Here is a 25,600-nt window from a genome sequence, read left to right as displayed (position 1 = left end):
ACAAGGCGTGCAGGGCTGGCAGAAAGTACTGGGCGAGTTATCCCTTCACTACCCGGACCGATTCCCAACCAACTAAATAAAACCATTTACACAAAAAACTTGACAAGCCCCCATGCTCTTAGTACGCTAGCTGATGGACGTAAGGGAACGTCCACGATTTACCGCATAAAACGGATGCAATGCAGCTCCGTTGCGCGAAAGGATAACCAATGACGGACCCACACACGACACCAGGTGCTACGCCGGCATCGTCGCCAGAGAGTGGTCTTGCATCGAATGTAGCTATGAAGGTCTCGGGCGAGAAAGTGAACGTAGAAAAATCAGCCAAGAAAGCCGCAAAATCTGGTTTTTGGGGCGCTCTTGCCGAATACTATGACTTTGGCCTGTACGGAACCGCATCCGCGGTTATCTTCCCTACCGTTTTCTTCGGTGGTGGGGATAATCCGACCTTAGCGAATGTCGCTTCGCTTGCCTCGTTCGGTGTTGCGTATCTCGCTCGGCCTCTCGGAGCTATCGTGCTCGGTCACCTCGGTGATACCTGGGGGAGAAAGAAGACGCTCCTCCTCACTCTCGGGTTAATGGGATTTGCAACTCTCGTTATTGGATTCTTGCCGTCCTATGACTCGATTGGCCCTACTGCGGGCATTATTTTGATTGCTATGCGGCTTATTCAGGGATTCTCCGCGGGTGGCGAGCAAGCCGGATCGACAGCGATGACGTCCGAGCTGGCACCGCCAGAGAAACGTGGCCGTCTCGTTGCTTTCACCATGCACGGACTTCTTATCGGCCAGCTTCTTGGTATTGCCGCTTTTATTCCCGTGTCAGGGAATGAGTCCTTCCTTCTCGATTGGGGGTGGCGGATCCCTTACTTCATTGCTATTCCGCTGATGCTCTACGCGTTGTGGGTGCGGACGAAGGCAGATGAACCGCGCGATGTTTACGAGGCACTCGCCCGCCAACAGGGTAAAACCACGCAGCACTCGGTGGAAAAGACTTCCGGAAAAAATAAGGGGAGCCTCGGCGACCTCTTCAAGAATCACTGGCGGCAAGTCATTCGCGTTATGGCGATGGGCCAGTTCGCAATCACCGGCGTTTTGCTCACGAATTACATGCTCAACTACGGCACCACTTACTGGGGTTGGGAGCGCTCGACCTTGCTGACTCTGGCCACCGTGTCGATGGTTATTGGTGTTCCGGTTCAGCCACTGTGGGCAGCGCTCTCGGATAAGATCGGCCGCCGGCCGGTGTACCTTATTTCGATGTTCAGCCTCGTGGCACTGTTCCCGGTTATCTTCTGGGCAATTCAGATCAAGAGCGTGCCGCTGCTGGTTATTTTGCTCTTCATTATCGGGCTGGTATCCACCGGCGGAAACGTTGTTCAGGCGCCGATGTATAGCGAGATGTTCCCGACTCGCCTGCGAATGACAGGCTATGCCGTCTCCACGCAGCTGGGCAATATCATCGTGGGCTTCACCCCGATGATCGCGGCCATTATCGTGCGGCCGGGTAGCTTCGGTTGGTGGCCGGTACTAACCTTCACCACCATTATGATGGGCCTTGGCATTCTGGCGTGCCTATCCACGCCAGAAACCATGGGCAAGGTTATTACCGACGACCTTGAACAGGAAGTAGCGGGAGCATAAATTAACGCGATGTTACGGAACAGGCACCGCCGCGCTGGGTGAAACCGGGACGGCGGTGCCTTCTTCTCGTTTATGATCCGCATTGTGGCAGCATAAGGTTTCCGTGCCGCGCCACATTAAGAACGACGATGCCGCGCCTGCCGTCCCGCACACCTAGCGGTTCTTGGCGTATTCTTCGTGTGCCGCATACCCGGCCAGGAGCGCGCTTTCGGGAATCATCTTGAGAACCGGGCCCATGAGGAAGTCGGCTTTGCTGTCTCTCGTTTTACCTGAGCCGGCTGGCGATAAATCACATTCCACTGTGGAATCTTCGGATTCTTCGGCTTCCGCGGTCGGTTGAGCTGCAACTACCTTACACATCTTCTTGCGAAGTTTGGTGTCAACAGTGAACGAATCTTCGTATACCTCGGTCAGTCGGGTATCTTTCCCTCCGGCGGAGAAGCTGAGTATTGCAGTGTCATCTTTCTCGAAGATAACCGTCTACGAAAACCCTTCGGGGTCAGGTACCCCAAGCTGAGACACCGTGACAGTGCCGGTACATTTTGCTATCTGTTCTGGCAAGGCTTGCCCTTGCGAGGAGCAGGAACTCAATGCCGGGGCAATGCCGATACTCACGAGTGCGGCACCGCTGCGTGTGAAAGTGGAGAAGCTAACCATAGGATTCTCTTTTCTCTATCTTGAGAAGCTGGGGTGGCATGGGCGTGCGAGAAGTTGGCGCACTCTAGGTAAATCACCGCTATCCAATGTGGAGCCTAGCTGATTGAAGATTCTCTCGTGAAGAGAATGATGAAGCGGTTCCTCTAGCGGTTCTCGGCGTACTGCTCATATGCCTCATTCGCGGCCCACAGGCGTTCTTGGGTGACCATGAGCATGACCGGCTCCATGAACACAGTTGCTTCCTCATCGTTGGTGTGCCCGGAGCCAGCCGGCCCCAGATCCCAGCTGACGGTCGCCCCGCCCGGCAGGGGTTCTGCTTCTTTCGTCATCGCAGCCCGCATGCACATCTCTCGCCGCGGTTGCGCATCGACCGGGAAAGATTCCCGATACACCTCGGTCAGGCCCGTGCCACCTCCAGGAACGTTATACGTCAAGGTGGCGGTGTCGCCCTCCGCAAACTCAACCGTCCAGGAAACCCCGTAGGGCCCGGGGAGGTTGAGCTGGGAGAGTGTAACGGTTCCGGTGCATGCCGCCAGTTCATCCGGGGAAGGTTGACCCAGCGAACAGGCGGCAAGAGTGCCGAGCGTACCGCTCAGTGCAATAACTGCGCTCGGGACTCTAGCGCGCATCGGCCCAGGCGCGGATTTCTTCGTCGCTGAGGCCGTCGTGGAAACGCAGTCCGTTCGTCCACGCGATCTGCGGGAAAGCGGAGCGTAGATAGTCCTCGGCTTCGTCCATCGGTGAGCTTCCGGAGGTGCAGAAGGGGTGTACCCGTGCGTTTCCTAGCTCATGCGAGCTCACGAAGCTATCCACGACTTTCGGCGGGATACCCCACCAGATCGGAAAACCGAGGAATACTTCCGTGGCACCTCCCAGCTCGACAGGTTCCGCAAGGCCGGGAGCTGCGATTTTACCGTGCTGTTCCAGATTTGCCCGGCTGTCCTCGACCCGCCAATCCAAATCCTCATTCGTGTAGGGCTGCGCAGCGGCTATCCGTACCGCTTCGCCGCCGACGATACCCTGCAAGCGTTCTGCTGCTTTTTCAGTAGTACCAGTCTCGGAAAAATAAATGATCATCGTTCCTCCTGCCATTCGCCGTTGTGACATGAGCCATTTAAAATCTACACCTTGGCGAGCAGAATTTCCTCAGCACCCGAGCGCTGCAAGCGGCGCAGCATCTCGGCATCTGCGTCGGTATCAGTAATTAGCGTCCAGCGTTTAGGAAAAGGTGACCAGTATGGATAAGGGCGATTATGCAGTTTCGCCGCGTCTGCCATTACGTAGACCTGGGAAGCATGTGCCATCATCTGGGTTTTGAGCCGCGCCTGCTCGTAGCTGAGAGAGCCGATGCCGCGTTCCGGGGAGATCTGTACCGCGCCCATAAAGGCATAATTGCCGTGCATAGATTCGAGCATTTTTTCTGCATCGACGCCGGTAATTGAGTCGTGTGCAATATCGAGGGTTCCACCGAGCACCACTACCGTCACTTTATCCTGGAGTGCCAGGGCGTTAATCGGGCGAATCCCGTTGGTAATCACGGTGATGCGGCGCGTGTTATCGAGGGCAAAGGAAAGCTGCTCGGCGGTGGTTCCCGCATCTAGGATCACGAGGGAATCATCAGCGATAAGAGCCGCGGCCCGCTTCGCAATTGCTTTTTTACGGGCCAAATTCGTGGGGGTAATCCCGCCCAGGTGAAGAAATTCCGGGTGAGCAGAGACCGCACCGCCGTAAGTACGGGATAGCTCCCCACTGGTTTCTAGTTCACTCAAATCCCGACGGATGGTCGCGAGGGAAACACCGAAATGCCGGGCGAGTTCTTCATTGCGCAGCGGTGCATCTCCCCCGGCTAGCAGTTCTAAAATCCGGGCGCGGCGCTTGACTACTTTGCGGTTCTGTGCGCGGCGGGCGCGCGGTTCTTCCGTTGCGGTCATCGGTGTTCTCTCACCTCGTGGCTAGCTGCATGACTCTCAGATTATGTTGGGTTTAGCGGATTTCTGTGTCCTATAAATCTGAGTGATATCGCTCATCTTAGCCCGCGGTGACACTGACGTTAAGGACGCATGGCCCGGAATATTCGCGGGTCTGCTCACGCAAATGCGGCGTCGCGCCCATACGGACCAGAGAGGGCCGCGTCCCACCTGAGTGGAAACGCGGTCCTCTCGAATTGTGCGTGGCTATCATTCACCGCGCGACCGGTACTAGCCACGTAGTGGAATCAGCACGCACCGTTTTAGGCCCGCGCGGCCCGGCGCGCTTCGCCGTCGAGTTTACGCAACGCAAATTCCGCGCATACCCGGGTAGCTTCCACCATAGAACCGGTGTTGGCGATGCCCTTGCCGGCGATATCGTAAGCTGTGCCGTGATCCACGGAGGAACGCATAAACGGCAGCCCGAGGGTCAGGGTGATGGCTTTCTCGAAGTCGAGGGTCTTGCAGGCAATATGGCCCTGATCGTGGTAGAGAGAAAGGATGGCGTCGTGGCGCCCGTCCAGCGAGAAAGCGAAAATCGAGTCGCCAGGGAAAGGGCCGCGGGCACGAATGCCCTCGGCGCGGGCGGCAGCCACTGCCGGCTCTAACTCCTCAATTTCCTCACGGCCAAACATCCCATTGTCGCCGTTATGCGGGTTGAGCCCCGCCACCGCGATGGAAGGATTATCGAAACCGATGCGCTCGAATTCCTCGTGGATATTCCGCAGGAAATCAAGCACGTGCTCTTTGGTTACGAAATTCACCGCATCACGTAGAGACACGTGCCGCGATAGGAAAAACACCCGCAGCTTATGCACGTGGAACATCGTGAGCGCGTACTTGGAGTGGGTGAGATTCTGGAAAATCTCAGTCTGCCCCGGGTATCGCACCCCGGCTTCCATCATCCCTTCCTTATGGGTCGGGGCGGTAGACACCGCGTGCAGTCTCCCCTGGTTCCCCAGCTCAATCGCCTTTTCCAAATAGGAATAAGCCTGTAGCTGGGCTTCGCGTTGAATCTTTCCGAACTTGATATCGGCATCAGAATGCACTCCGGTATCGAGGAGGTCCACGATACCGAACTCAAACTTCGCTTCTTCCGGCTCAGAGATCTCGTTGATCACCAGTTTCTTACCGGCCATCTTCGCGGCGCGTTCCAAAGCCTTGCGATTACCAATCACGAAGGGACGAGCGCATTCGTATACGCTGGGATCGCAGACGGTTCCCACCACAATTTCCGGGCCAACGCCGGCCGGATCCCCTAGGGTAATTGCGGTAACGGGCCGGCGATCCTTGCGGGCCTGGTCGGCCAGAGCGCGCGCGTGCTCGCTGGGCTCAACGGTGTGTGCTGCGGATGTCATGAAACGGTCCTTTCATCAAAGAGTCGGTTGACGATACGAAGTGCGGTGTGTTCAGTTCCGGTGAGTCCGCCTTTACCCACCAGGGGAAGGCCATTGAAGGGACCTCCCACAATTCTGCCCTGATCTGATTGCGGAATCACATAATCTTCCAGTGCGATACCGCTTGCTTCGATAGCGTGGCAGGTATTGACAAGCGTGTCGCCTCCTGTGGCATACATGCCTGCTAGCTGATTACCGAGCATGTCCATGACATCGCGGGCAACTTCGCCCAGGTGTTGCGCCAGATTGCGCGAGCCTTGGCCGGCTGGCAAGTTCTTCGCCACTTCAATCCGGTTGATATCGACGACGGTACCGCTCAGCGTGGTATCGAGGGTAATAATGATAACCCGCACCTGTCCGGGTTCCCCATTGCCTGCTGTGGCGTCGTCGAGAATCCTTCGTGCCTGTGCCACAGCCTCTGCCCGCGCCTGGGAGTATTCGTGCCCACCTCCAATAAAAGGGTCATGAGGGAGAGTGATGGTATGCGTGCCGGGCACCTCCTGCATGTATTCCAGCTGCTGGCGAGTAGTCGCGGTTGCGGATCCCGCCACGATCACCACCGTGCCGTGATCATTTTCCTGAGACTTGGTGCGTAGTGGCGCTTTGGGGCTTTTCTCTTCGGTCCGGATCCCTTGGGCCACAGCGTATTCCGTGGTAAATAACCCCGGATCCACGCAGAGCACCTTCCAGCCGAGCTGGCTGACCACCGCGGCAATATCAGCAACATCTTCGCTCGATACTGAATCGCAGAGGATATTACGTACGCCACGATCATAGGATTTTTGCATGGCGGCGCGGATAGCGTCGCGCCCTTCCACCACGGTATTCATGCAGATAAGGTCGACGGCATCACGTAGTTGCCCGGCCAATAACTTGGGAAGGTACGACTCCTTGACCGGGCTGAGAATATCGTTGGCCACGCCGGTGCGAGCTAGAAGCAGCGAATCGATAAGTGAATATCCGGCCACCACAATGCGCTTCGAGGGGGGCATGGCCGGCACGATAATAGCCATGTAATCCTCGCCCAGCACATCACGCATGGCGTCAATTTCGTAACCGATACCGCCACGCATCGTAGTATCAGTGCGCTTAGAGAATATCGTTGCCCCGCGTGCCACCAGATCGCGGGTTGCATTACGTACCCGGGAGGCAGCTTCCTCAGGTGGGAGCCTGCGGGAATCGGTGGAAACAAGCAATGCGTCAACGTCGTCGTAACTTAAGTTCGACGTGTCGCTGAGGCTGACAATATTCTTGACCCCGCGTGCCGCCAGTAGTGCTCCCGTGGTGGTAGCGCCCGTGAGGTCGTCGGCTACCACGCCGGAGAGAATTTTCCTTTCGGCACTCATAATTAAGCTTCTTCCTTTCCAACACTCGCCGCCTGCGGCTTCGGCTCACGCAGCGTCAGCAGAATAACGAAGGCGAGCAGCAGAACGACGACGAAGTAAGAGAAGGCCACGTTATAGCTACCGGTAGCATCAAGCAGCATACCCACGATAAGCGGGGCAAAGAATCCGCCCAGGTTGCCACCGGAGTTAATAATCGAAATTGCGAAGGGGTAGGTTTTTTCGGTGGAATGGTTCATCGCGTAGGCGGTGAACATCGGCCAGCCCAGATTGAGACAGAAACCTGTAAGGATCAGTGCGAGTGCCACCACGTACATGTTATTGGGAACCATGAGGACCACGGCGAACATAATCGCTGTGAACAAAGCGGTCAGCAGCATAGTTGGCTTGCGTCGGCCCGCGAAGATACGGTCAGAAACCCAACCTCCGGTGAGGGCGCCAATAATACCGCCCAGCGCCGGGCAGGCAGCTACCCAGCCCATGGCGAAGACATCATAACCGCGCGCATCCACCAGGTAGGTGGGAATCCAGGTCAGCATGCCATAAAGCACGTTGTTCATGAAGAAGTACGCGAGGGTGTCACCCCAGATATCCCAGGAGCGCATAACATCGCCGTTGGTCTCCAGGCGCTTGACCTTCCGGTAACGGATCAGCTTATCGACCTTGGGCATCCACGATGCTTCCTTGCGGTTGGTCTGGGTGATCACTTCTTCGGAGGCAATGTGGGCGAGCTCGGCCTTGTTGACGTGGGAAGACTGGCGGGGATAAGAACGCACAAAAATATGCCAAACGATGGCCATAATCGCACCCGGAATTGCGAAGACCCAGAACACATGCTGCCAGCCCATATTGTGGGCGAGGACCACCACGATAGGCGGAACCAGCATCGGTGCCAACTGGGTGGAAGCGATATAGATACCGGTGGCAGTGCCTTTCTCCCGTTTCGGGAACCAGTTATTAATAGTGGAGGTCATTCCTACCGGAGTGGGGCCTTCGGTCAGACCCAGAAGCAGACGCAGCACGATCAGGCCGATGGCCGTGGTGGTAAAGCCCATGAGGAAGGTAACGAGGGAGAAACATAGCACCGCGAACGTCACCATATTACGGGTCCCGAATTTGCCCATGATGAGCCCGGCTGGGATCTGTGAAATCGCGTAACCGAGGAAGAACATAGAAGCGATGAGACCCTGCTGGGAATTGGTCATGTGGAAGTCTTCTTTGATGAAGGGCAGCAGGGTGCCGATATTAGAACGATCGGCCATACAAATAACGTAAGTGACGAAAATAATCGCCATGACTACCCAGCGATATCGAGTGGGCCGCTGGGCCATCTGCGGGGACGTAATCATGAAAAACTCCTGGAACACCGCGCGGGGGTGCCGCGATCGCTTCCTTGCATCGCGAGTGGTACGGACCTGCCGAACACGCTACCGAGAGTGTCGTGCCCCTGGTCGGGGCGGGCGTGGCACTCACAGATATTCGGAGGGCGCGCCTCCGCGCTCACCTATCGGAACATATATTTCGTTCGAAATATACGGATAGACTAGCTGAGATGAGCGAACCGCGCAATAGAATGTGCACAAAATGCTCGAAACGTGCAAAAGAGGGCCGCCCCCGGGATTCCCAGGCGCGGCCCTTATTCGTGTTTGCGGAGATGCGCTCTCTGCGGTGCGTTCCTCGCTCCGATTTCTCTACGCTCTATTTCTCACCCACCACGAGATGCTTGCGGATATGGGCGGTCAGCGGGCCGCGCTCGAGTTCGTCAATCACGCCCGCAGCCAGATCGGCGGAAGTAATCTCCGGGGAAATGTACGTCCACTTGGCGATGTGGGCACCCGCCAAAGCCGCCGGGACTTTCGCGTCTCCGCTATCGAGCACGATGAGCCGGGTCGGCAGGCCGGAAACCAACTCAATGAGGTGGTGTGCGGCGCGCTCGGGGAAGTCCTCCCCGGCATCTGCGCTGGGCGTGAGGGCATCTACCATGGCATCGAAGCCGGCAATATCCCCGCGTTCAATATCGAAAACATCGCGGCGTAGCGAGACCGGGGCCTCCGTTTCGTTTTCCGAGCGCGTCACGGCAATAACTTCGTGCCCGCGCGAAACTGCTTCCTGAGTGAGGAGCTTTCCGGCCGCGCCATTAGCTCCAATAATTGCAATGCGCATGATTCATCCTTTCTGATGTGGGGGCCGGCTGAGCGGCCCGCTGCTGGTGAGGTCTTATCAAGGCTGCTGCGGTGACGGGGCGCCTTGCCGCGTGGCGGAGTATTTCTCCAAGCGGTTCGGAGCCCGCCGTGTTGCGAGATGGCAGCATGCCAGCTGGGCCACGATGTCCAGCCGGCCACCGCCGGGGTAGAAAACCTGGGAAACGCACCACCGCATCCCTTCCGAAGGGCGAACAAGAGTTCACCTTAGATGGTAGCCCAGATATGCCAGAATGAACCTATGACCGAATCGAATCAGCCCGTTCCGGAATCCTCGCCCGCGCCCGTCCAGCGCACCGCGCCGCAGCCCTCGCCCACCTGGGAGCGCATGGTCGCCGGGAAAATGTATATCGCCGACGATCCTTACATAGCCCACGTCCGCCGCGAGGGCCTCACTGTCCAGCACGAGCTGAATGCCACCAACCCTTCCGATAACGAAACGATCCGCACCATCGCCGCCCGTTTCTTCGGTTCTTTCGACCCCAGCGCCACCGTGGTTCCGCCCGTCCACTGCGATTACGGCGCCAATGTCCACATCGGCCCGGAGGTCTTTATCAACTCCGGTGCGATTCTCCTCGACGTCGCCCCCATTACCCTGGGCCGCCGTGTCCTCATCGGCCCGCGCGTCACTATCACCACCGCCGGGCACCCGGTTCCTCCGCGCGTTCGTGCCGAAACTGACCTGGAATTCGGCACCGCCATCACCATTGGAGATAACGTGTGGATCGGTGCCTCCGCCACCATCGGCCCGGGCGTGACCATCGGTGAGAATTCGATTGTGGGCGCCGGCGCCGTCGTTATGCGTGATGTCCCCGCCAACTGCATTGTGGTTGGGGTTCCGGCCCGCGTGCTGCGATATTTTAACGACGACGACGAATCCCGCGGCCAAGCGCTCCGCGCCGCCTATGAAGAAGAGATGGGTCCGCTTGCCTAGGGGATTGGGCAGAGCGGTATAAACTACAGCGTATGTCTATTGATCTTCCCCTTGTTGATACGGCGCTGGCGGCCGGGGTACCCGCCGATGCCGTTATCCCCTTCGGTCGGGACCGGGCAAAGATCGATTACCGCTGGGTTGAAAAGGTCGGTGCGCAGCCCGGCCGCCTCGTGCTCGTGACTGCCATGTCACCCACCCCTGCCGGGGAGGGGAAAACCACCACCTCCATTGGCCTGGCGGATGGCCTGCGCTACCTGGGTAAACGCGCGGTGCTGGCGCTGCGTGAACCTTCGCTCGGCCCGGTTTTCGGGCTCAAAGGCGGGGCGATCGGCGGGGGCCGAGCCACCCTCACTCCGGCCGCCTCCATTAACCTGCACTTCAACGGGGATTTCGCTGCGATTGCTGCCGCCCATAACCTCCTAGCCGCTATGGCGGATAACGCGGTCTATTTCGACACCCACGATATTGACCCGGCGACGGTCAGCGTGCGCCGCGTTATCGATATGAATGACCGGGCCCTGCGGGCCATCCTCCTCAGCCCCAGCGGGCGCCTCGATAGCGCCGGCCCGGGCGCGGGCACCCGTTCCAATCCCGGTGCGCACGCCACCCGCGCCACCGGCTTCGATATTGTTCCCGCCAGTGAAGTTATGGCAGCGTTCTGCTTGGCGTCCTCTTTTGCGGATCTGCGCGAGCGCCTCAACGCCATGGAAGTGGCCCGCACCCGGGCTGGCGCACCCGTCACCGCGGCGGATCTGGGTGCCACCGGCGCCATGCTTGCCCTCCTGACCGAAGCGTTCTGCCCGAACCTTGTTGCCACCCGGGAAGGCACCCCCGCGCTCGTGCACGGCGGGCCCTTCGCCAATATTGCGCACGGTTGCAATTCTGTGATGGCCACCCGCGCCGCGCTCGCGATGGGGGAGATCGCGGTAACGGAAGCCGGCTTCGGGGCTGACCTGGGGGCCGAAAAATTTATTGACATTATGTGCCGTACCTCCGGACTGCGCCCCGACGCGGCCGTTTTTGTGGTCACCTTGCGCGCCCTGCGCTACCACGGGGGTATCGCCAATGCCGCCCGGCATATTCATAATTTGCAGGCGGTGTGGGGGCAGTCCGTCGTCGTCGCCCTTAATCGTTTTGATACGGATACCGAAGCAGATATCGAAAAAGCGCGTACGCAATTCGAAGAATTAGGTGTGCCGGTGGCCGTCTCTGAGCATTTCGCGCGCGGCGGGGAAGGCGCGGCGCCCCTGGCCGAAGCGGTTCTGGCCGCGCTCGAAACGCCCTCCCGCACCCGTTTCACGTACTCGGATAGCGCGAGCCTCAGCGAGAAAATCACGGCGGTGGTGCGGCGCGTCTACGGGGGAGCGAGCGTCACCTTCGCGCAAGAAGCGCGTGAGCAGCTACGTGAGCTGGAAGAACGCGGCTACGGCAGCTATCCCGTCTGCATCGCGAAAACTCCGGCCTCCTTCACCACCGACCCGAAACGCCTGGGCGCTCCCAGCGATTTTGACGTGCCGGTACGCGATGTACATCTCTCCGCGGGGGGCCGTTTCGTTGTGGTCATGGCGGGGAGCGTCATGCTCATGCCGGGCCTGCCCAAAGAACCATCCGCGCTGGCCATTGACGTGGACGCCGCCGGAAACGTGCGCGGCATTCACTAAAAATTCCTCTCGATCACGCCGCCCCGAAGTGTTACCCTGGACACGTGAGCGGCGAAGGGGCCGCTCCGCGCACTTATGCGCGTGTGAACCCTCACGGAGGACGATATGACCAAGTTCGTATACGCATTTACCGAGGGCAACAAGGACATGAAGGACCTTCTCGGCGGCAAGGGAGCCAACCTGGCGGAGATGGTCCACATGGATTTGCCTGTCCCACCCGGTTTCACCATCACCACCGAAGCCTGCCGCTACTACCTGAGTAACGGGCAGGAACCCGAGGAACTCGAAGCGGAGGTGACGCGCCACCTGGAAGCCGTGGAAGAGCAGATGGGCAAGAAACTTGGCGATCCGGAGGATCCGCTGCTGCTCTCGGTGCGTTCAGGCGCGAAGTTCTCCATGCCGGGGATGATGGAAACCGTGCTCAATATTGGCCTCAATGACCAGTCCGTCAAGGGCCTCGCGGCGCAATCCGGCAACGAACGTTTCGCCTGGGATTCTTACCGGCGCCTCATCCAAATGTTCGCCCGCACCGTACTCGATATTGATGGAGATCTTTTCTCCGACGCCCTGCACGCCCTGCAAAAGGCGAAAGGCTACAGTGGCGATCTTGATATGACGACGGCGGACCTGCAAGAGCTGGTCGAACAATTCAAGGGAATCGTGCGGCGCGCCAGCGGGTATCCCTTCCCGCAGAACCCGCGCCGGCAAATGAACCTCGCGATCACCGCGGTATTCCGTTCTTGGAACACCGAGCGTGCTCGGATCTACCGCCGGCGCGAACATATCCCGGATGACCTGGGCACCGCCGTCAATATTTGCACGATGGTGTTCGGCAATATGGGGGAGAAATCCGGCACCGGGGTGGCGTTCACCCGCGATCCTTCCACCGGACACTCCGGGGTATACGGTGATTACCTTGTCAATGCCCAGGGGGAGGACGTGGTGGCCGGCATCCGCAACACCCTTTCCCTCAAGGACCTCGAGCAGCTGGATCCGGCTTCCTACACCGAGCTCATGGACATCATGAAGCGCCTGGAAAACCACTACCGGGACCTGTGCGATATTGAGTTCACCATCCAGGAAGGCAAACTGTGGATGCTACAAACCCGCGTGGGTAAGCGCACCGCCGCCGCGGCCTTCCGAGTGGCTACCCAGCTGGTAGATGAGGGCCTTATTAGCGCGGAAGAAGCGATCACCCGTACGACCGGTGAACAGCTCACCTCGCTACTCTTCCCGCAATTCCAGCGCGATGCCCAGCGCACCCTCATCACGAAGGCCATGGCGGCCTCCCCGGGCGCGGCCGTGGGTGAAGTGGTCTTTAGTAACGAGCAGGCCCAGGCGCGCGCCGCCGAAGGTGCCAAGGTGATCCTGGTGCGCCGCGAAACCAACCCGGATGACCTGCCCGGCATGGTGGTGGCCGCCGGCGTGCTAACCGCGCGCGGCGGGAAAACCTCACATGCTGCGGTGGTGGCCCGCGGGATGGGCCGTACCTGCGTGGTGGGCGCGGAGGATCTCCTCGTGGAAGAAAAGGCCGGCACGGTCTTCATCAAGTCCACCGGGCAAACACTGCGCGCCGGGGATGTTATTTCCATTGACGGCACCACCGGGGAAGTGTTCTTCGGGGCTGTCCCGGTGGAAGATTCCCCGGTCATGATCTACGTATCCCAGGGCCTGGAGGCCGCGCTGGAGGCCGCCGGTGATGATAAGGACACCTGCGAATTGGTGCGTTCCGTGGATCGCATCCTCACCCAGGCGGATAAGTCTGCGCGCATGCACGTGCGGGCCAATGCGGATAATCCGGAAGACGCCGCGCGCGCTCGCGAATTCGGGGCGCAGGGCGTGGGCCTATGCCGCACCGAGCATATGTTCCTGGGTGAGCGGCGCGAGCTTATCGAGCACGTTATCCTCGCGGCTACCCCGGAATTGCAGGCCGCCGCGCTCGGGGCGCTTATGCCGCTGCAACGCGGGGACTTCGAGGGTATTTTCGAGGCGATGGACGGACTGCCGGTGGTGGTGCGCCTCATTGACCCGCCGCTGCACGAATTCCTCCCGGATATGACCAAGCTGGCGGTTGAGGTCGCCACGATGGAGGCGCGCGGCCAGCAGGTTCCCGAACACACCCGCACGCTACTGCGGGCGGCAACTGAACGCCACGAAGACAACCCCATGCTGGGCCTGCGCGGGGTGCGTCTGTCCATCCAGATCCCCGGCTTCGTGGATCTGCAGGTGCGGGCGGTGGCCGAGGCGGCGGTGGCCTGCCGCAAGCGCGGGTTGGATCCGCATCCGGAAATCATGATCCCGCTGATTGGCTCGGAGAAGGAATTCCGCCTGGTGGCGGACCGGGCCCGCAAGATCATTGCCGAGGCGGAACGCGAATCTGGCTACGACCTCGATATCGCGATCGGCAATATGATCGAGCTGCCGCGCGCGGCCATTATCGCGGAGAAGATCGCCGAGGATTCCGAATTCTTCTCCTTCGGCACCAATGATTTGACCCAGACCACGTGGGGCTTCTCGCGGGACGACGTCGAACACGAATTCATCCCGACCTATATGGCGGAAGGAATCTTCGACACCTCGCCTTTCGAGACCATCGACCGCGAAGGTGTGGGCGAGCTGGTGCGCATGGGTACCGAGCGCGGGCGGAAGGGTAATCCGAATCTCACCGTGGGTATCTGCGGTGAGCACGGCGGGGATCCCGCTTCGGTGCACTTCTTCGATTCCGTCGGTTTGGATTACGTGTCCTGCTCGCCGTTCCGGGTACCGGTGGCACGCCTGGAAGCCGGGCGCGCGGCCGTCATGGCCAAAGGGCATGAGTCCGGAGCCGGGGCGACGGCGTAGCGCTTGCGTATTGCGCGTAGTTGCGTGGATGTTAGTCAGGCACGCAAACGTTAGCTAAGCACGGCTAGCACTGCACAGCGGCCGGGCGGGAACCGAGCTCTTCACGGAGCTGGTTTCCGCCCGGCCGCTTAGCATCTGATGGCTTAGCGGTACCGGGCCACCGGGGCCGTTCGGGCACGACAACGCAAGCATCCGGAGCCGCGGGCGCCGTCGTGCAATAAAGCGCGGTGCAGTCAATTCTCAGGTACCTCGCCTAGGATAGGCTTGGATAGGCAGGTTGGTGCGGTAAGCAGTATCGGAGATGGTATCTCGTGGGCGTTTTCTCATTACGTGGCGGGCAATTTCATCGCGCGGCGCCTCCCGCTGATCTTCCGGAAGAAACCCGCGCCTCCGTTGCCGAAGCGCTGCGCGCCCAGATTGCGGAGTTCCTCGATTTCCCGGCCTTCCAAGTAGCGTGGACGCGCCCGGAAGGGGAGCGCGGCACCGCTTCTTTGGTCGCCTTGGATGCCACCGGGAACATTATTAGCGTCGATATTATTGATGTTCTTGACGGCGCAGCGCTCCTCGCGGCCCTCGCCCGTTCCGCCCAGCACGCCACTTTAGACCGGCGGGAAATTACCCGGCTTTTCCCGGGCGGGCCTCATGATTTTTCCTCCGCCTGGCAGGAGTTCACCGCCGTCAATCCGCCCATCCCGGAACCGGCCCCGCGCTTGAGCATTTTCGCTTGTGCTATCGATCCGGATATTACTGATGCCGTGCGGGCCCTGGCCGGAGCGGGGGTGCAAGTTTGGCAGGTAACAATCCTGGAGCGGGCCGCTGGGATTTTGCTCTCTGTGGATGAAGTCCGCCTCCAGCGCGCCACCGCGCTCGGGCCAGCCGCCGGGGTGCCGGTTTTGGATGTGGCGGCTGAAGCGGGTGATCATCCCGAGGCGGAAGCTCAGCCGGAGTCGGTAGCGGAAGCGAGTGAAACTGTCGAGATGGAATCCGCCGCAGAAGCCGAGTCGCCAGCAGAAACACCGGAAGCGCCGGCAGCTGCTGCCGAGCGCCCGCGGCGGCGCGGGAGCCGGGCTGCCCAGCCGGGTACCGAAAGCGCCGCACGCAGCCGCAATATTTGGCAGGAAATCCGCGGCCGCCGCGCCGCGCATACCTCCGCTGCGGCCGCCACATCCGTGCCGAACCCTGCGCACCGCGCCTCCCATAGCTCAGCGGCCAGCTCCGCCCACACAGCGGAACAAGGCCCCGCGCATCGCTTCGCTAATCCCACCCCTCCTGCGGGCACTTATCAGAGTGACTACTATCAGGCCGCTCCGCGGCGTCGGGCTCGGCGCGCGGCGGAATAAAGTTCACGCGGTGCGGCCTGAATTCGAAACCACCCCGCTTTACCGTGATAATCGGACTGGTATCCTCCGGCAAACCGAGCCGCTTGCGGCGCTCCGCTTCCTTGCGGCGAGCTTGCTCCCGCCGCTCGATACGCGCTTCTATCGCTATTTCCTCAAGCGCCTTCTTGGCTGCCCGAGTGGCTTCTCTCTCCTCCGCTACGGTCAAGCCGGATTTCCACTCCCGTATCCCAATCACTTCGATGATCGCGACTGTGGTTGCCGCGCCACCGCAGATGAGTGCCTGCCGGGAGTTCCACGTCAGTGCGAGCGTGACAAGAAAATAGACCCCCGCAAAAAATACAATCCGGCTCAGCGGGGCAAGCCATCCGCCAGGGCTCGGATGGCGCCAGCGGCGTTGATGCCAACGGTCGATGTGCGTTGAAAGGAATTCAACAGCTACGGTGCTCAGCACAACGATGAGCAGCAGAGCGAAAAAATTCGCCTGATGAGGGAGAAACAACCGGCTCAGCGCCAGCGTAATCACGATGCCTATCGCAGTCATGGTGCCGACGATGAGGTGTCCGCTCCATGACTGGCGGAAAGGCACCGGCGTCCAATCCGGATCCGGCGATACACGAACCATGGCTATCCCTTCACTCGACGCATGTGCAAAGTGTACGTGGCCGGTCGGTGTCAAGTAGTTGCGAAAAATCAGCGACTGTAATAGATGTGAATGTGATGGTCATGGCTTCATGTTGGTCACCACCAAGACAGTTGGTCGGTCACTAACATCGCCAGGCGCGTTCGTAAGAGTAAACGGCACCCCAAGCACGGGCTTAGCAACGCCGATCCGAGCCCCGCACCTCCCGCGACTTACCGCGCCGTCCGCCGCGCCGGCGAGGAGGGTATGTTTTTCCGGGATGTACTTCGTATGTACGACATATGAAGTACAGCTCTGAAAAACAGATACCCCTCCCCAGGGGCTGGTGTGACTATTGAACTTCGTGAGGCTCATGAGGCTCTCGCGGGAAGCAAGCGAAACACGAAAAGGAAACCCCATGCGAAACATTACTTTGGCCAATGGAGATACTGTTCCGGCCCTCGGGCTGGGCACCTGGTTCCTCGGCGATAACCCGGCGAGCCGGCAGGAAGAAATCGCGGCGCTGCGCTGCGGAATCGAAGGCGGTGCGCGGCTCATCGACACCGCGGAAATGTACGGCAGCGGGCGCTCCGAAGAACTCGTGGGCGAAGCAATCACGCCCTTCTCGCGCGAATCGCTCTACCTCATCACCAAAGTGCTGCCCTCCAACGCCTCGCGCCACCGCATGGAGGCCGCGCTGGATGCCAGCCTGGCGCGCCTCGGAACCGACTACGTGGATATGTACCTCTACCACTGGCGCGGTGGCACCCCGCTGGCGGAAACCGTGGCGGAACTCGAGCGCCTGCGCGGCAGCGGGAAAATCCGCAGCTGGGGCGTCTCCAATTTCGACGTCGAAGATATGCAAGACCTGGCCGCGGTGCCCGGCGGCACAAACTGCCAGGCTAACGAAGTGCTCTACCACCTCGGCTCGCGCGGGATTGAGGTGGAATTGCGCGGCCTCATGGAACGGCGCGGCGCGGCGCTCATCGCCTACTGCCCACTCGCCCAGGCCGGAACCCTGCGCAATGGCTTGGTCACCAATCCTGCCGTCACCGAGGTCGCCCGCGAACTAGGTACAAGCCCCTTCCAGGTGCTGCTCGCCTGGGTGCTGGCGCAGGGTGAGGTCATCGCGATTCCGCGCACCGGTAAACTCGCACACATGCGGGAAAACTTGGAGGCCGCGCGGATCGAGTTGAGCGCCGAGCAGCTGGCGCGCCTGGACAGCGCCTTTCCGGCTCCGCGCCGCCGAGTCCCCCTCGATGTGGAATAGCTTCGCACCAGATAGTACGACGGCACCGCGGCGCGCCCGCGCGCCGCGGGGACGCGGCGTCGTCGTACTTAAACGCCACGCACCGTAATTCCCAGTTATACCGCGCCGTAACCGATCTGGCGGGAAATCTCCGCGGCGGTTGCCGTGACCGCCGCCGCCAATTCCCGCATCCGCGCCTTCCCCATATAAATAACCGCGCTGGAGACGCTAATCGACGCGGCAATATTCCCGGAGGCATTGCGGATAGGTGCAGCAACGCAACGAATCCCCGGCTCGCTGATTTCCCAGTCTTCCGAATAGCCATTGCGGGAGTATTTTTCCATCGCGGCGGTGAATTCCTCCAGGGTTTCCGGCGGGGGAGTATCCCGCATCCGCTCGCGATCGGCCAGATAGAGATTCTCCCAGCGTTCGGGGCTATCAAGAATCAGTGACCGGCCCAGCCCGGTGCGGGTAATCGGGCGGCGAGTGCCCACTTGGGAACGCACCTCAATACCGCGATGCCCGGGGAATTTGAGCAGGTAGAGGGCCTCGCCTTCCAGCTCGGTACCCAGGTGAACGGTGTCGAGGGTGTCCTCGGAAAGCTGGGAGAGCAACGGGGAGGCAATACCGACCAAAGAAATATCATCGAGGGCCTGAAAACCCAGCTCAATAAGGGAAGCCCCCAGGAAATAAGTTCCGGTTTCATCGGTGCGCAGGAAACGTTCCTGGCGCAGAGCCTGGAGAAGCCGATGCACTTTCGAACGGCTCAGGCCGGTTGCCGCGGTGACCTCGGTGAGATTCCGAGCCCCTGTGGCGACGGCACGAAGAACAAGGAGGCCGTGGCGAAGTGTCTGCGTGCCAGGGATATCGTCGGATGTCATATATAAACGGTACCAGGTTCCCAATAGTTGGGAACCTGGTACCGGAGAGGAGCGGAGAGGTAATGAGCTACGCGGGTACGCGGGCTAATTACCGCTCCGGGAATTTCGCGGCGAGTGCCTCCACCAGCAGAGTGGAATCCGCCGTGGTCGCGATGAAATTCGCGCCCGCGGCAATATACTGTTCGGCTACCGCATCATCGAAGGCGAGGGAACCGGCCACCAGCCCGGCCGCTCGGATTTTTGCCAGCGCATCGCACACGATAGCGTGCAATTCCTCCGCGGGGGGATTACCCAGTGAAGCGCCCAGGTCGGCGGGCCCGATGAAAAAGCCGTCCGGTCCCTCCACCTCAAGCAGCTCATCGAGGTGGGAGAGCGCCTCCCGGGATTCGATTTGCAGCAGCACGAAAAGTTCCGCTTCGGCCTCCTCCATATAGGAGGTGTAACGGCCCCAATTCCCGGCACGCGCCACCGATGCCCCTACCCCGCGGATCCCGCGGGGTGCGTAACGCACCGCCCGCATGGCCGCGCGGGCCTGCTCCGGGGTATCTACCATAGGTAGCAGCAGGTTCTGCGCTCCCAGATCCAGCACCTGTTTAATATGTGCCGGGGTGGTTTCCACCGGACGCACAATTAGGGGCATGGGATACCCGGAAGCAGCCCGGAGCTGATCCAGCAGGGAGGCCACTGTATAGGGTGCGTGTTCGCCGTCGAATAACAGCCAATCAGCACCCGAACCGGCGCAAATTTCCGCCGAGGTAGCCGAAGCCATGGTCATCCAGATTCCACGGCGCGCCCGCTGCGGGGAGGCCGCAAACTCTGCTTTGAACTGGTTTTTAGGCAACGTCGCTTTCAATACCAACGTCCTTTCGATTCTTGAGAGCGACGATAATGAAGGAACCGAGGATTGCCACCGCTGCAACCGCCCAGAGTCCCGCCACGCTCGACTGGTGGGTATCAAAGATTTCGTTGAACCATACTCTCAGATTCGGTGCCACAAAACCACCAACAGCACCCCAGGTATTGATGAAACCAATACCCGCGGCCAGGGCGGCGCCGGCAAGCAGATTCGTCGGCATCGTCCAGAAGAGCGGCTGGCAGGCGATCACGCCGGTGGCGACGATACACAGTGCCGCAATGGCAAGAATCGGGGAGGCATGTGCCGAAAGCCCGAGGGACAAGCCAGCGGCCAGCAGCAGCCCGGCCGACCAGATCCGCTGCCGATCCGGGGTGGTGGCATTCTTGGAGAACCACCACGTCCCGATAAGGGAAACCACCCACGGAATGGCGACGACGAGGGACACCTTGAAGCCCACCGATTCGCCCAGCAGGCGCGCCACCTGCGTGGGGATATAGAAGACGACGCCGTACACCGCCACCTGGATGGCGAAGTAGGCCATGGCGAGCGTCCATACCCGAGCGTTCGTGAAGGCATCCTTGAGGGTGGACTTCACCCCGGAACCTGAATCTTCACCTTCCACCGCTTCGGCCAGGACGATTCGCTCTTCCGGAGTCAGGAACTTGGCAGAGCGCGGTCCGTCGTCGAAATAGAAGAAAGCGAGGCACCCAACAACCGCGGCGAGCAGGCCCTCGATGAGGAACATCCAGAACCACCCCGGGAAACCGAGGAAGCCGTGCATCTGCAACAGCGCACCGGATAGCGGCGATCCGAGCGCCAGCGCGAGGGGCGCTCCCAGATAGAAGAGTCCCATCACGTAAGCGCGCGGTTTGGCGGGGAAGAAGATAGAAGAGAGGTAGATCATGCCGGGGAAGAAGCCGGCCTCCACCACGCCCAGAAGCAGGCGAATGGTGAGGAATTTCGCCGGGGTATCGGCGAAGGCCATGCAGGCGGACACCAGGCCCCAGGCCACCGCGATGGAACCGATCCATTTCTGCGCCCCGATTTTGCGCATCATGAGATTCGCGGGGGCGCCGAGGAAAGCGTAGAGCACGAAGAAGATCCCAGCGCCCAGTGCGAAGGTGGCTTCACCGATGCCGGTGTCCAGCATGTATTCCTGCTGGGCGTATCCGATATTGGAACGGTCCAGGAAGGCGAGGACGTACAGCAGCATCATGAAAGGGACAAGGCGACGGCGCGCCTTGCGAACTGCGATATTCAGGGTTGCTTCGCGGGCTGCGGAGGCGCCGGGTGCCCCGGAGCGTGTGCCGGAGGCCGCGGTGCCGGAAGTGCCGGACTTAGCCGCGGGCGATCCTGGAGATGGCGAAGAGGCTGTCATATTTTCTCCTTTTTGGTATGCGTGGATGCGTATCTACCCGGAACGCGAGCGCTCTAGTGCGTATAGGGGCGTTCCAGCGCGATATCGCGATTGAGTTCGACGCCGAATCCGGGCTTCGTCAGAGTTTCCTTGGAAATACGGCCGTTTTCAGGGACCGGTTCACCCAGAAGGATGGGATCGAATTGCGGGCGGATGGTATCCGCCTTCGGGCTGGTCATAAGGAATTCGCTGAACGGCGTATTCGTGAAGGTGATAACCGCGTGGTGCGAGTACACGGAGGAACCGTGCGGGACCACCAGCTGGCCGCGAGATTTGGCAATGGCCGCGATCTCAAGGAGGGTGGTGATGCCGCCGCACCAGCCCACGTCCGGCTGCATAATGTCAATGCCGGTTTCGGAAAGCGTACGGAAGGCCGCGAGGTTACCGTGGTGCTCACCGGTGGAGACCATCACCCCGGCCGGGACCTGGCGCTTGAGTTCGGCGTAATTGTCATACTGCGCGGCGGGGAAGGATTCCTCGATCCACTTGAGGTTATAGGGAGCGCAGGCGTGGGCGAGTTTGACCGCGTAATTGACATCCTGGCTCATCCAGCAATCCCACATGAGCCAGAAGTCCGGGCCCACCTTCTCGCGCATATCCTTGATGTGTTCCACCTCGCGGCGAATGCCGGCGTCACCATCGTGCGGGCCCCACTGGGTGGGCATCTTTCCGCCGATGAAGCCCATCTCCTTGGCCAGATCCGGGCGCGAGCCGGTGGCGTAGAACTTGATTTCATCGCGAACCGCGCCGCCGAGTAGCGAGTAGACGGGCTGGCCGAGCACCTTCCCGAATAGATCCCAGAGGGCCAGGTCCACGCAAGAAATGGTGTTCATAACAACGCCGCCACCACCGGAGTAGTAGTGAGTGGAGTTGATCATCTGGTCGTGGATGAGCTTGATATCGTCCACCCGCTTGCCTTCGATGAAGCGGCTGAGGTGGTTTTCCACGATGAAACAGCCGATTTCGCCGGCCGTGGAGATCGCGAAGCCGGTGGTGCCGTCGCTGGCTTCCACTTCCACCACGAGGGTGCCGAGCACATTAATGCCGAAGGACTGGCGTGATTGTTCGTACTCCTTGTACTTGGACATCGGGGTAGCGATATGGTCATCGATCCAGTGCCCGCCGCCCTGGTCGTGATAGTCACCGCCGCCCTGGCCTTTGTTCTTGGCGGTGGCGCCGCCCATGAAGAAGGCGCGCACGTGCTTAATTGTTGGTAATGACATGAGATGCTCCTTTGCGTCTATGTGCGATTGCTATGTGATTGTTGAGAGGTGTTGCGGGGTAGCTGCGCCGTCGTTCCGCGTGCGCGACCGCAAGCAGTCGTTCCGTAGGCGATACCGTGCGGCCGTTTCACGTACGCGATAACGTGCCGCGCGCATCTCCACCGCAACACATTCAATCCCATTTAGTGGGATGGAATGTTAATAGTTGGGATTCTGACACGGCCAGTCTAAAATGAAAGCCGGGGAGAGTAAAGCCTTCCCGGCCCGGCAGCTCGCGGATTGGGCGGGAAAATATCGCCGCGGCCCCGGCGATCAATCCATGTCGGGCCTTACGTCATAAGGCGGGGGTCAAAAAAATGGAACAATGTTCCATGTCAGGAAAGTGGCGCAGTTGCTACGAATATTCGACATAAGGAGTTGTCATGGTTAATCGCATGATCCTCAACCAAACCTCGTACTTCGGGCGCGGTGCGCTCGACCAGCTGGTCCCCGAGCTGCATCGCCGCGGCTTCAAGAAAGTCCTCATCATCACCGACAAGGGTGTGCGCCAGGCCGGGACCGTGGACCTAGTCACGAAACGTTTGGATGAGGCCGATTTTGCTTACGAGATTTTCGACGACGTCGTTCCGAACCCGCCCGTCGAAAACGTGAAGGCCGGCGTGCAGGCGCTCAAGGATTCCGGTGCAGATGTGCTCATCGGCCTGGGTGGCGGTTCCCCGCAGGACACCGCGAAGGCCATCGGCATTATCGGTGCGAACCCCGAATTCGCTGACGTTCTCTCCCTCGAGGGCGTGGCGGATACCAAGAACCCCTCCGTGCCGATTATTGGCATTCCCACCACCGCCGGTACCGCTTCGGAAACCACCATTAACTACGTGATTACCGATACGGAGAAGCACCGCAAGTTTGTGTGCGTGGACGAACACGATATTCCCGTCCTCGCCATCGTGGATCCGGACCTCATGGACGGCATGCCCCGTTCCCTCAAGGTAGCGACCGGGCTCGACGCTCTGACCCACGCCATCGAGGGCTACATCACCCCGGGCGCCTGGGAGCTTTCGGATGCGGTCCACCTCAAGGCTATCCAGATGATCGCGAAGAACCTGCGCAAGGCTGCCGATGGCGATACCGACGCCGTTGAGCAGATGGGTTACGCCTCCTACATCGCGGGCATGGGCTATTCCAACGTGGGCCTGGGCCTCGTGCATGGCATGGCGCACCCGCTCGGTGGGCGTTACGACGCACCGCACGGCGTGGCCAACGGCATCCTGCTGCCGGCCGTTATGAAGTTCAACGCGGAGTACACCGGTGAAAAGTACCGCGATATCGCGCATGCCTTCGGCATGAAGGATTCGTACGACGTCGCGCTAGAAGAAGCGCGCACCTACGCGGTGGACGCGGTCAAGCAGCTGGTCGAGGACCTGGGTAACCCCACCACGATCTCCGCGGTGGGCGTGGATGAATCTGGTCTCGATGCCCTGGCCGAGGATGCCTTCAACGATGTGTGCACCCCGGGCAACCCCCGCAAGGCCACCAAGGAAGAAATCCGCGCGCTCTACGCCTCCCTCCTCTAAAAGCTGAGGTGCTCGCTGTCTGGCGTATTACCCGCAGCCGAGCATGAGTGCACGAAATTGGCGGCCGGCACCTGATTGTTCAGATGCCGGCCGCTTTTGTAGTGGGCCCGCGGCGCGCGGGGTGTACAGCTGCCAGGTAGCTGCGTCGTCGTTATTAATCTGTGCGCATCTTCAAGACGCACGCGCACAGTAGAGCGATCCCGGCGATGCCGGCGGAAAGAGCCAGTGCCCCGCGGTAGCCATCCCACGTTCCGACGAGGGGCGCCACCAGGCCAATACCTAGGCTTGCGCCCACGCCAAAAGCTGCGCCGTTGAGACCGGGGAGCGAGCCGGGTGCTTCGGGTGGGGCCAGGATGACGCCGAGCCCGTTGACAGTTGTGAGGATCATGCCGTTATAGGTGATTCCAAGAATCGCAATGAGGGTGAAAACAACCCATTGGTGATCGAGGAAGAACCAGATCCCGCCAATTGTGCATAGCGAAATAAGGAGTCCGGTGCGCAGAACGGTGAGCCAGCCGATTTTTCCCGCCAGCCACCCGGAAAGTGGGGCAGCGGCCAGTCCGATAAGCGCGGGCGGTGTGAGATAGAGGAGTGCAGCGCGGCCAGCCTCTAGCCCGTAGCCCGCGTCGGGATTCTGGGCGAAAAGCGCGACCGTGAAATTAATGACCGCGAAAACTGATGCGAGAGATAGAAGTGTTGTAGCAATAAGCGGCCAACAGTGGCGTGATGCCAGCTGGCGCAGGGCGAAAAGCGGCGAGGGAACCCGACGCTCAACCATGCAAAAAGCGCTGAAAAATAGCGCGGCCACACCGAAAAGTGGGAGGGTAGCCGTGGTGAACCACCCGCGGGTGCCGCCAACATTGACGTAGTAGGTGAGGAAAATAAGGCTGAGGGAGAGGAGTCCGCCGCCCCACCAATCCATTTTTCCGCTGGCGGCAGGCCGCTCCTGCGTCGTGAGTAGTCGAACTGTCAGGAAAATTGCCACTGAGGTGAGACCCGCAATAACGAAGAAAATAGCCTGGAAACCGAAGTGGTCGGTGAGGATCCCGCCAAACCATCCGTCTAGGCCGCCCACGCCGCCGTTAGCGGCGCTAATAATACCGAGCATGGTGCCTAGAATCGCGGGAGAGACCGATTCGCTCAGGATCATATATGCGAGTTGGAAGACCGCACCGGAAACACCTTGAAGGACACGTCCGGTCACGAAAATAGGGAAGTTCGGGGCGAGTGCACATACCAGTGTTCCCACCAGCAAGATCGCAAGAACCGCGAGTAGCATGCGGGCGCGGCCAAGGAAATCGCTCCAGCGGGTAAGAAGAATCCCGGCGACCGCCCCGGCGAGGAAGAAGAGGCTTGAAACCAGAGCAAGCGTTCCCTCGCTCACCGCAAAACTTCGCCCGATATCCGGGAGCGCTGGGGTGACCATCGTGGTGTTGAGCTGGTAGGACAGCACGGTAATCACCAGGGTGACAAGGAGCCCGAACTGTCCGCCGCGAGGAAGTCCAGTACTACTGTGTGGGAACCTGGCATCGTGGGAGCATAGCTTCGCGTCGTTTTGTATGTGCGTGCTTGTCACGGCAGGTTCTTTATGTTCACTCACTTCTCTATTATCGACGACGCCGTGGCTTCCTGCGTGCTCGCCCGGTGTGAAGCGGCGCGTAAGAGTGGCTGGGTGGTGTCGGGTTAGTGGGGTGTGGTGGGTGTCTCGTTGGTGTGGTTTGTGTTTTGGGTGGTGGGCTTGTAAGCTTGTTATCCGTCGCCGAGGCCCGGGAAACCGGTAAGCGGTGACAGGATCCC

The 25,600-nt window shown here is 60.2% G+C and carries 21 protein-coding genes; 7 read left to right on the top strand and 14 right to left on the bottom strand.

Annotated features, from left to right (window positions below; all coding sequences use genetic code 11):
* The first annotated feature begins 284 nt into the window (after positions 1-284).
* Entirely contained in the window at positions 285-1,643 is a 1,359-nt protein-coding gene (locus tag PWJ82_RS08040; protein ID WP_274736156.1) for an MFS transporter, read from the top strand.
* Between the two features lie 153 nt (positions 1,644-1,796).
* On the opposite strand, the gene PWJ82_RS08035 is transcribed toward PWJ82_RS08040, so the two are convergent.
* The 8 genes from PWJ82_RS08035 to PWJ82_RS08000 form a co-directional block, all read right to left on the bottom strand.
* The gene (locus PWJ82_RS08035; protein WP_274736154.1) at positions 1,797-2,003 is read right to left on the bottom strand and encodes a hypothetical protein; all 207 of its coding nucleotides are present in this window, start codon (positions 2,001-2,003) and stop codon (positions 1,797-1,799) included.
* A 440-nt stretch (positions 2,004-2,443) separates the two neighbouring features.
* Positions 2,444-2,929 (bottom strand): hypothetical protein, encoded by a 486-nt coding sequence (locus tag PWJ82_RS08030; protein WP_274736153.1) that lies wholly within the window; start codon positions 2,927-2,929, stop codon positions 2,444-2,446.
* On the bottom strand, positions 2,919-3,407 hold the full coding sequence (locus PWJ82_RS08025; RefSeq protein WP_274736151.1) for a flavodoxin: 489 nt from the start codon (positions 3,405-3,407) through the stop codon (positions 2,919-2,921). Before PWJ82_RS08025 ends, PWJ82_RS08030 begins: the two co-directional genes overlap by 11 nt.
* A gap of 14 nt (positions 3,408-3,421) precedes the next feature.
* Positions 3,422-4,231 carry a DeoR/GlpR family DNA-binding transcription regulator gene (locus PWJ82_RS08020; RefSeq protein ID WP_274733945.1) on the bottom strand — a complete coding sequence of 270 codons (810 nt, stop codon included), beginning with the start codon at positions 4,229-4,231 and terminating at the stop codon, positions 3,422-3,424.
* Positions 4,232-4,530: 299 nt separating this feature from the next.
* Positions 4,531-5,625 carry a 4-hydroxythreonine-4-phosphate dehydrogenase PdxA gene (gene pdxA / locus PWJ82_RS08015; protein WP_274733944.1) on the bottom strand — a complete coding sequence of 365 codons (1,095 nt, stop codon included), beginning with the start codon at positions 5,623-5,625 and terminating at the stop codon, positions 4,531-4,533.
* The gene (locus PWJ82_RS08010) at positions 5,622-7,010 is read right to left on the bottom strand and encodes a four-carbon acid sugar kinase family protein (protein WP_274733942.1); all 1,389 of its coding nucleotides are present in this window, start codon (positions 7,008-7,010) and stop codon (positions 5,622-5,624) included. Before PWJ82_RS08010 ends, pdxA begins: the two co-directional genes overlap by 4 nt.
* A 2-nt stretch (positions 7,011-7,012) precedes the next feature.
* On the bottom strand, positions 7,013-8,356 hold the full coding sequence (locus PWJ82_RS08005; protein ID WP_274736150.1) for an MFS transporter: 1,344 nt from the start codon (positions 8,354-8,356) through the stop codon (positions 7,013-7,015).
* A 349-nt stretch (positions 8,357-8,705) separates the two neighbouring features.
* Complete coding sequence (locus tag PWJ82_RS08000) at positions 8,706-9,170, bottom strand: NAD(P)-dependent oxidoreductase (RefSeq protein WP_274736148.1); 465 nt, start codon at positions 9,168-9,170, stop codon at positions 8,706-8,708.
* A gap of 279 nt (positions 9,171-9,449) precedes the next feature.
* Between PWJ82_RS08000 and PWJ82_RS07995 the strand changes: the two genes are divergently transcribed.
* The 4 genes from PWJ82_RS07995 (at position 9,450) to PWJ82_RS07980 (ending at position 15,984) form a co-directional block, all read left to right on the top strand.
* Entirely contained in the window at positions 9,450-10,142 is a 693-nt protein-coding gene (locus PWJ82_RS07995; protein ID WP_274736147.1) for a sugar O-acetyltransferase, read from the top strand.
* Between the two features lie 32 nt (positions 10,143-10,174).
* Positions 10,175-11,803 carry a formate--tetrahydrofolate ligase gene (locus PWJ82_RS07990; protein WP_274736145.1) on the top strand — a complete coding sequence of 543 codons (1,629 nt, stop codon included), beginning with the start codon at positions 10,175-10,177 and terminating at the stop codon, positions 11,801-11,803.
* A gap of 105 nt (positions 11,804-11,908) precedes the next feature.
* A complete protein-coding gene (ppdK, locus tag PWJ82_RS07985) occupies positions 11,909-14,644 on the top strand; it encodes a pyruvate, phosphate dikinase (RefSeq protein ID WP_274733936.1) in 2,736 nt (911 codons plus the stop codon).
* A 311-nt stretch (positions 14,645-14,955) separates the two neighbouring features.
* Complete coding sequence (locus tag PWJ82_RS07980; protein ID WP_274736143.1) at positions 14,956-15,984, top strand: hypothetical protein; 1,029 nt, start codon at positions 14,956-14,958, stop codon at positions 15,982-15,984.
* Here the strand turns inward: PWJ82_RS07980 and PWJ82_RS07975 are convergent.
* Positions 15,899-16,606, bottom strand: coding sequence for a hypothetical protein (locus PWJ82_RS07975; RefSeq protein ID WP_274736142.1), 708 nt, complete (start codon positions 16,604-16,606; stop codon positions 15,899-15,901). The genes PWJ82_RS07980 and PWJ82_RS07975 overlap by 86 nt on opposite strands.
* Before the next feature lie 415 nt (positions 16,607-17,021).
* Here PWJ82_RS07975 and PWJ82_RS07970 point away from each other — a divergent pair, with 415 nt between their 5' ends.
* Positions 17,022-17,873 (top strand): aldo/keto reductase, encoded by an 852-nt coding sequence (locus tag PWJ82_RS07970; RefSeq protein ID WP_274736141.1) that lies wholly within the window; start codon positions 17,022-17,024, stop codon positions 17,871-17,873.
* Between the two features lie 95 nt (positions 17,874-17,968).
* On the opposite strand, the gene PWJ82_RS07965 is transcribed toward PWJ82_RS07970, so the two are convergent.
* The 4 genes from PWJ82_RS07965 to rhmD all read right to left on the bottom strand — a co-directional run bounded on the left by PWJ82_RS07965 (position 17,969) and on the right by rhmD (position 22,229).
* A complete protein-coding gene (locus PWJ82_RS07965) occupies positions 17,969-18,733 on the bottom strand; it encodes an IclR family transcriptional regulator (RefSeq protein ID WP_274736139.1) in 765 nt (254 codons plus the stop codon).
* An 88-nt stretch (positions 18,734-18,821) separates the two neighbouring features.
* Complete coding sequence (locus tag PWJ82_RS07960) at positions 18,822-19,586, bottom strand: HpcH/HpaI aldolase family protein (protein WP_016442321.1); 765 nt, start codon at positions 19,584-19,586, stop codon at positions 18,822-18,824.
* Positions 19,567-20,967 carry an MFS transporter gene (locus PWJ82_RS07955; RefSeq protein ID WP_016442322.1) on the bottom strand — a complete coding sequence of 467 codons (1,401 nt, stop codon included), beginning with the start codon at positions 20,965-20,967 and terminating at the stop codon, positions 19,567-19,569. Before PWJ82_RS07955 ends, PWJ82_RS07960 begins: the two co-directional genes overlap by 20 nt.
* Positions 20,968-21,020: 53 nt before the next feature.
* Positions 21,021-22,229 carry an L-rhamnonate dehydratase gene (rhmD, locus tag PWJ82_RS07950; protein WP_274736137.1) on the bottom strand — a complete coding sequence of 403 codons (1,209 nt, stop codon included), beginning with the start codon at positions 22,227-22,229 and terminating at the stop codon, positions 21,021-21,023.
* 422 nt (positions 22,230-22,651) lie between these two features.
* Here rhmD and fucO point away from each other — a divergent pair, with 422 nt between their 5' ends.
* A complete protein-coding gene (fucO, locus tag PWJ82_RS07945) occupies positions 22,652-23,803 on the top strand; it encodes a lactaldehyde reductase (RefSeq protein ID WP_126135936.1) in 1,152 nt (383 codons plus the stop codon).
* A 154-nt stretch (positions 23,804-23,957) separates the two neighbouring features.
* On the opposite strand, the gene PWJ82_RS07940 is transcribed toward fucO, so the two are convergent.
* Positions 23,958-25,403: an MFS transporter gene (locus PWJ82_RS07940; RefSeq protein ID WP_274736135.1), complete on the bottom strand. Its 1,446-nt coding sequence runs from the start codon at positions 25,401-25,403 to the stop codon at positions 23,958-23,960.
* Positions 25,404-25,600 lie beyond the last annotated feature (197 nt).

The sequence above is a fragment of the Actinotignum schaalii genome, assembly GCF_028864145.1.
GTDB lineage: Bacteria > Actinomycetota > Actinomycetes > Actinomycetales > Actinomycetaceae > Actinotignum > Actinotignum schaalii_B.
The sequence above is the reverse complement of the archived record's forward strand: the minus strand, read 5'-3'. Positions and strand labels throughout refer to the sequence as shown.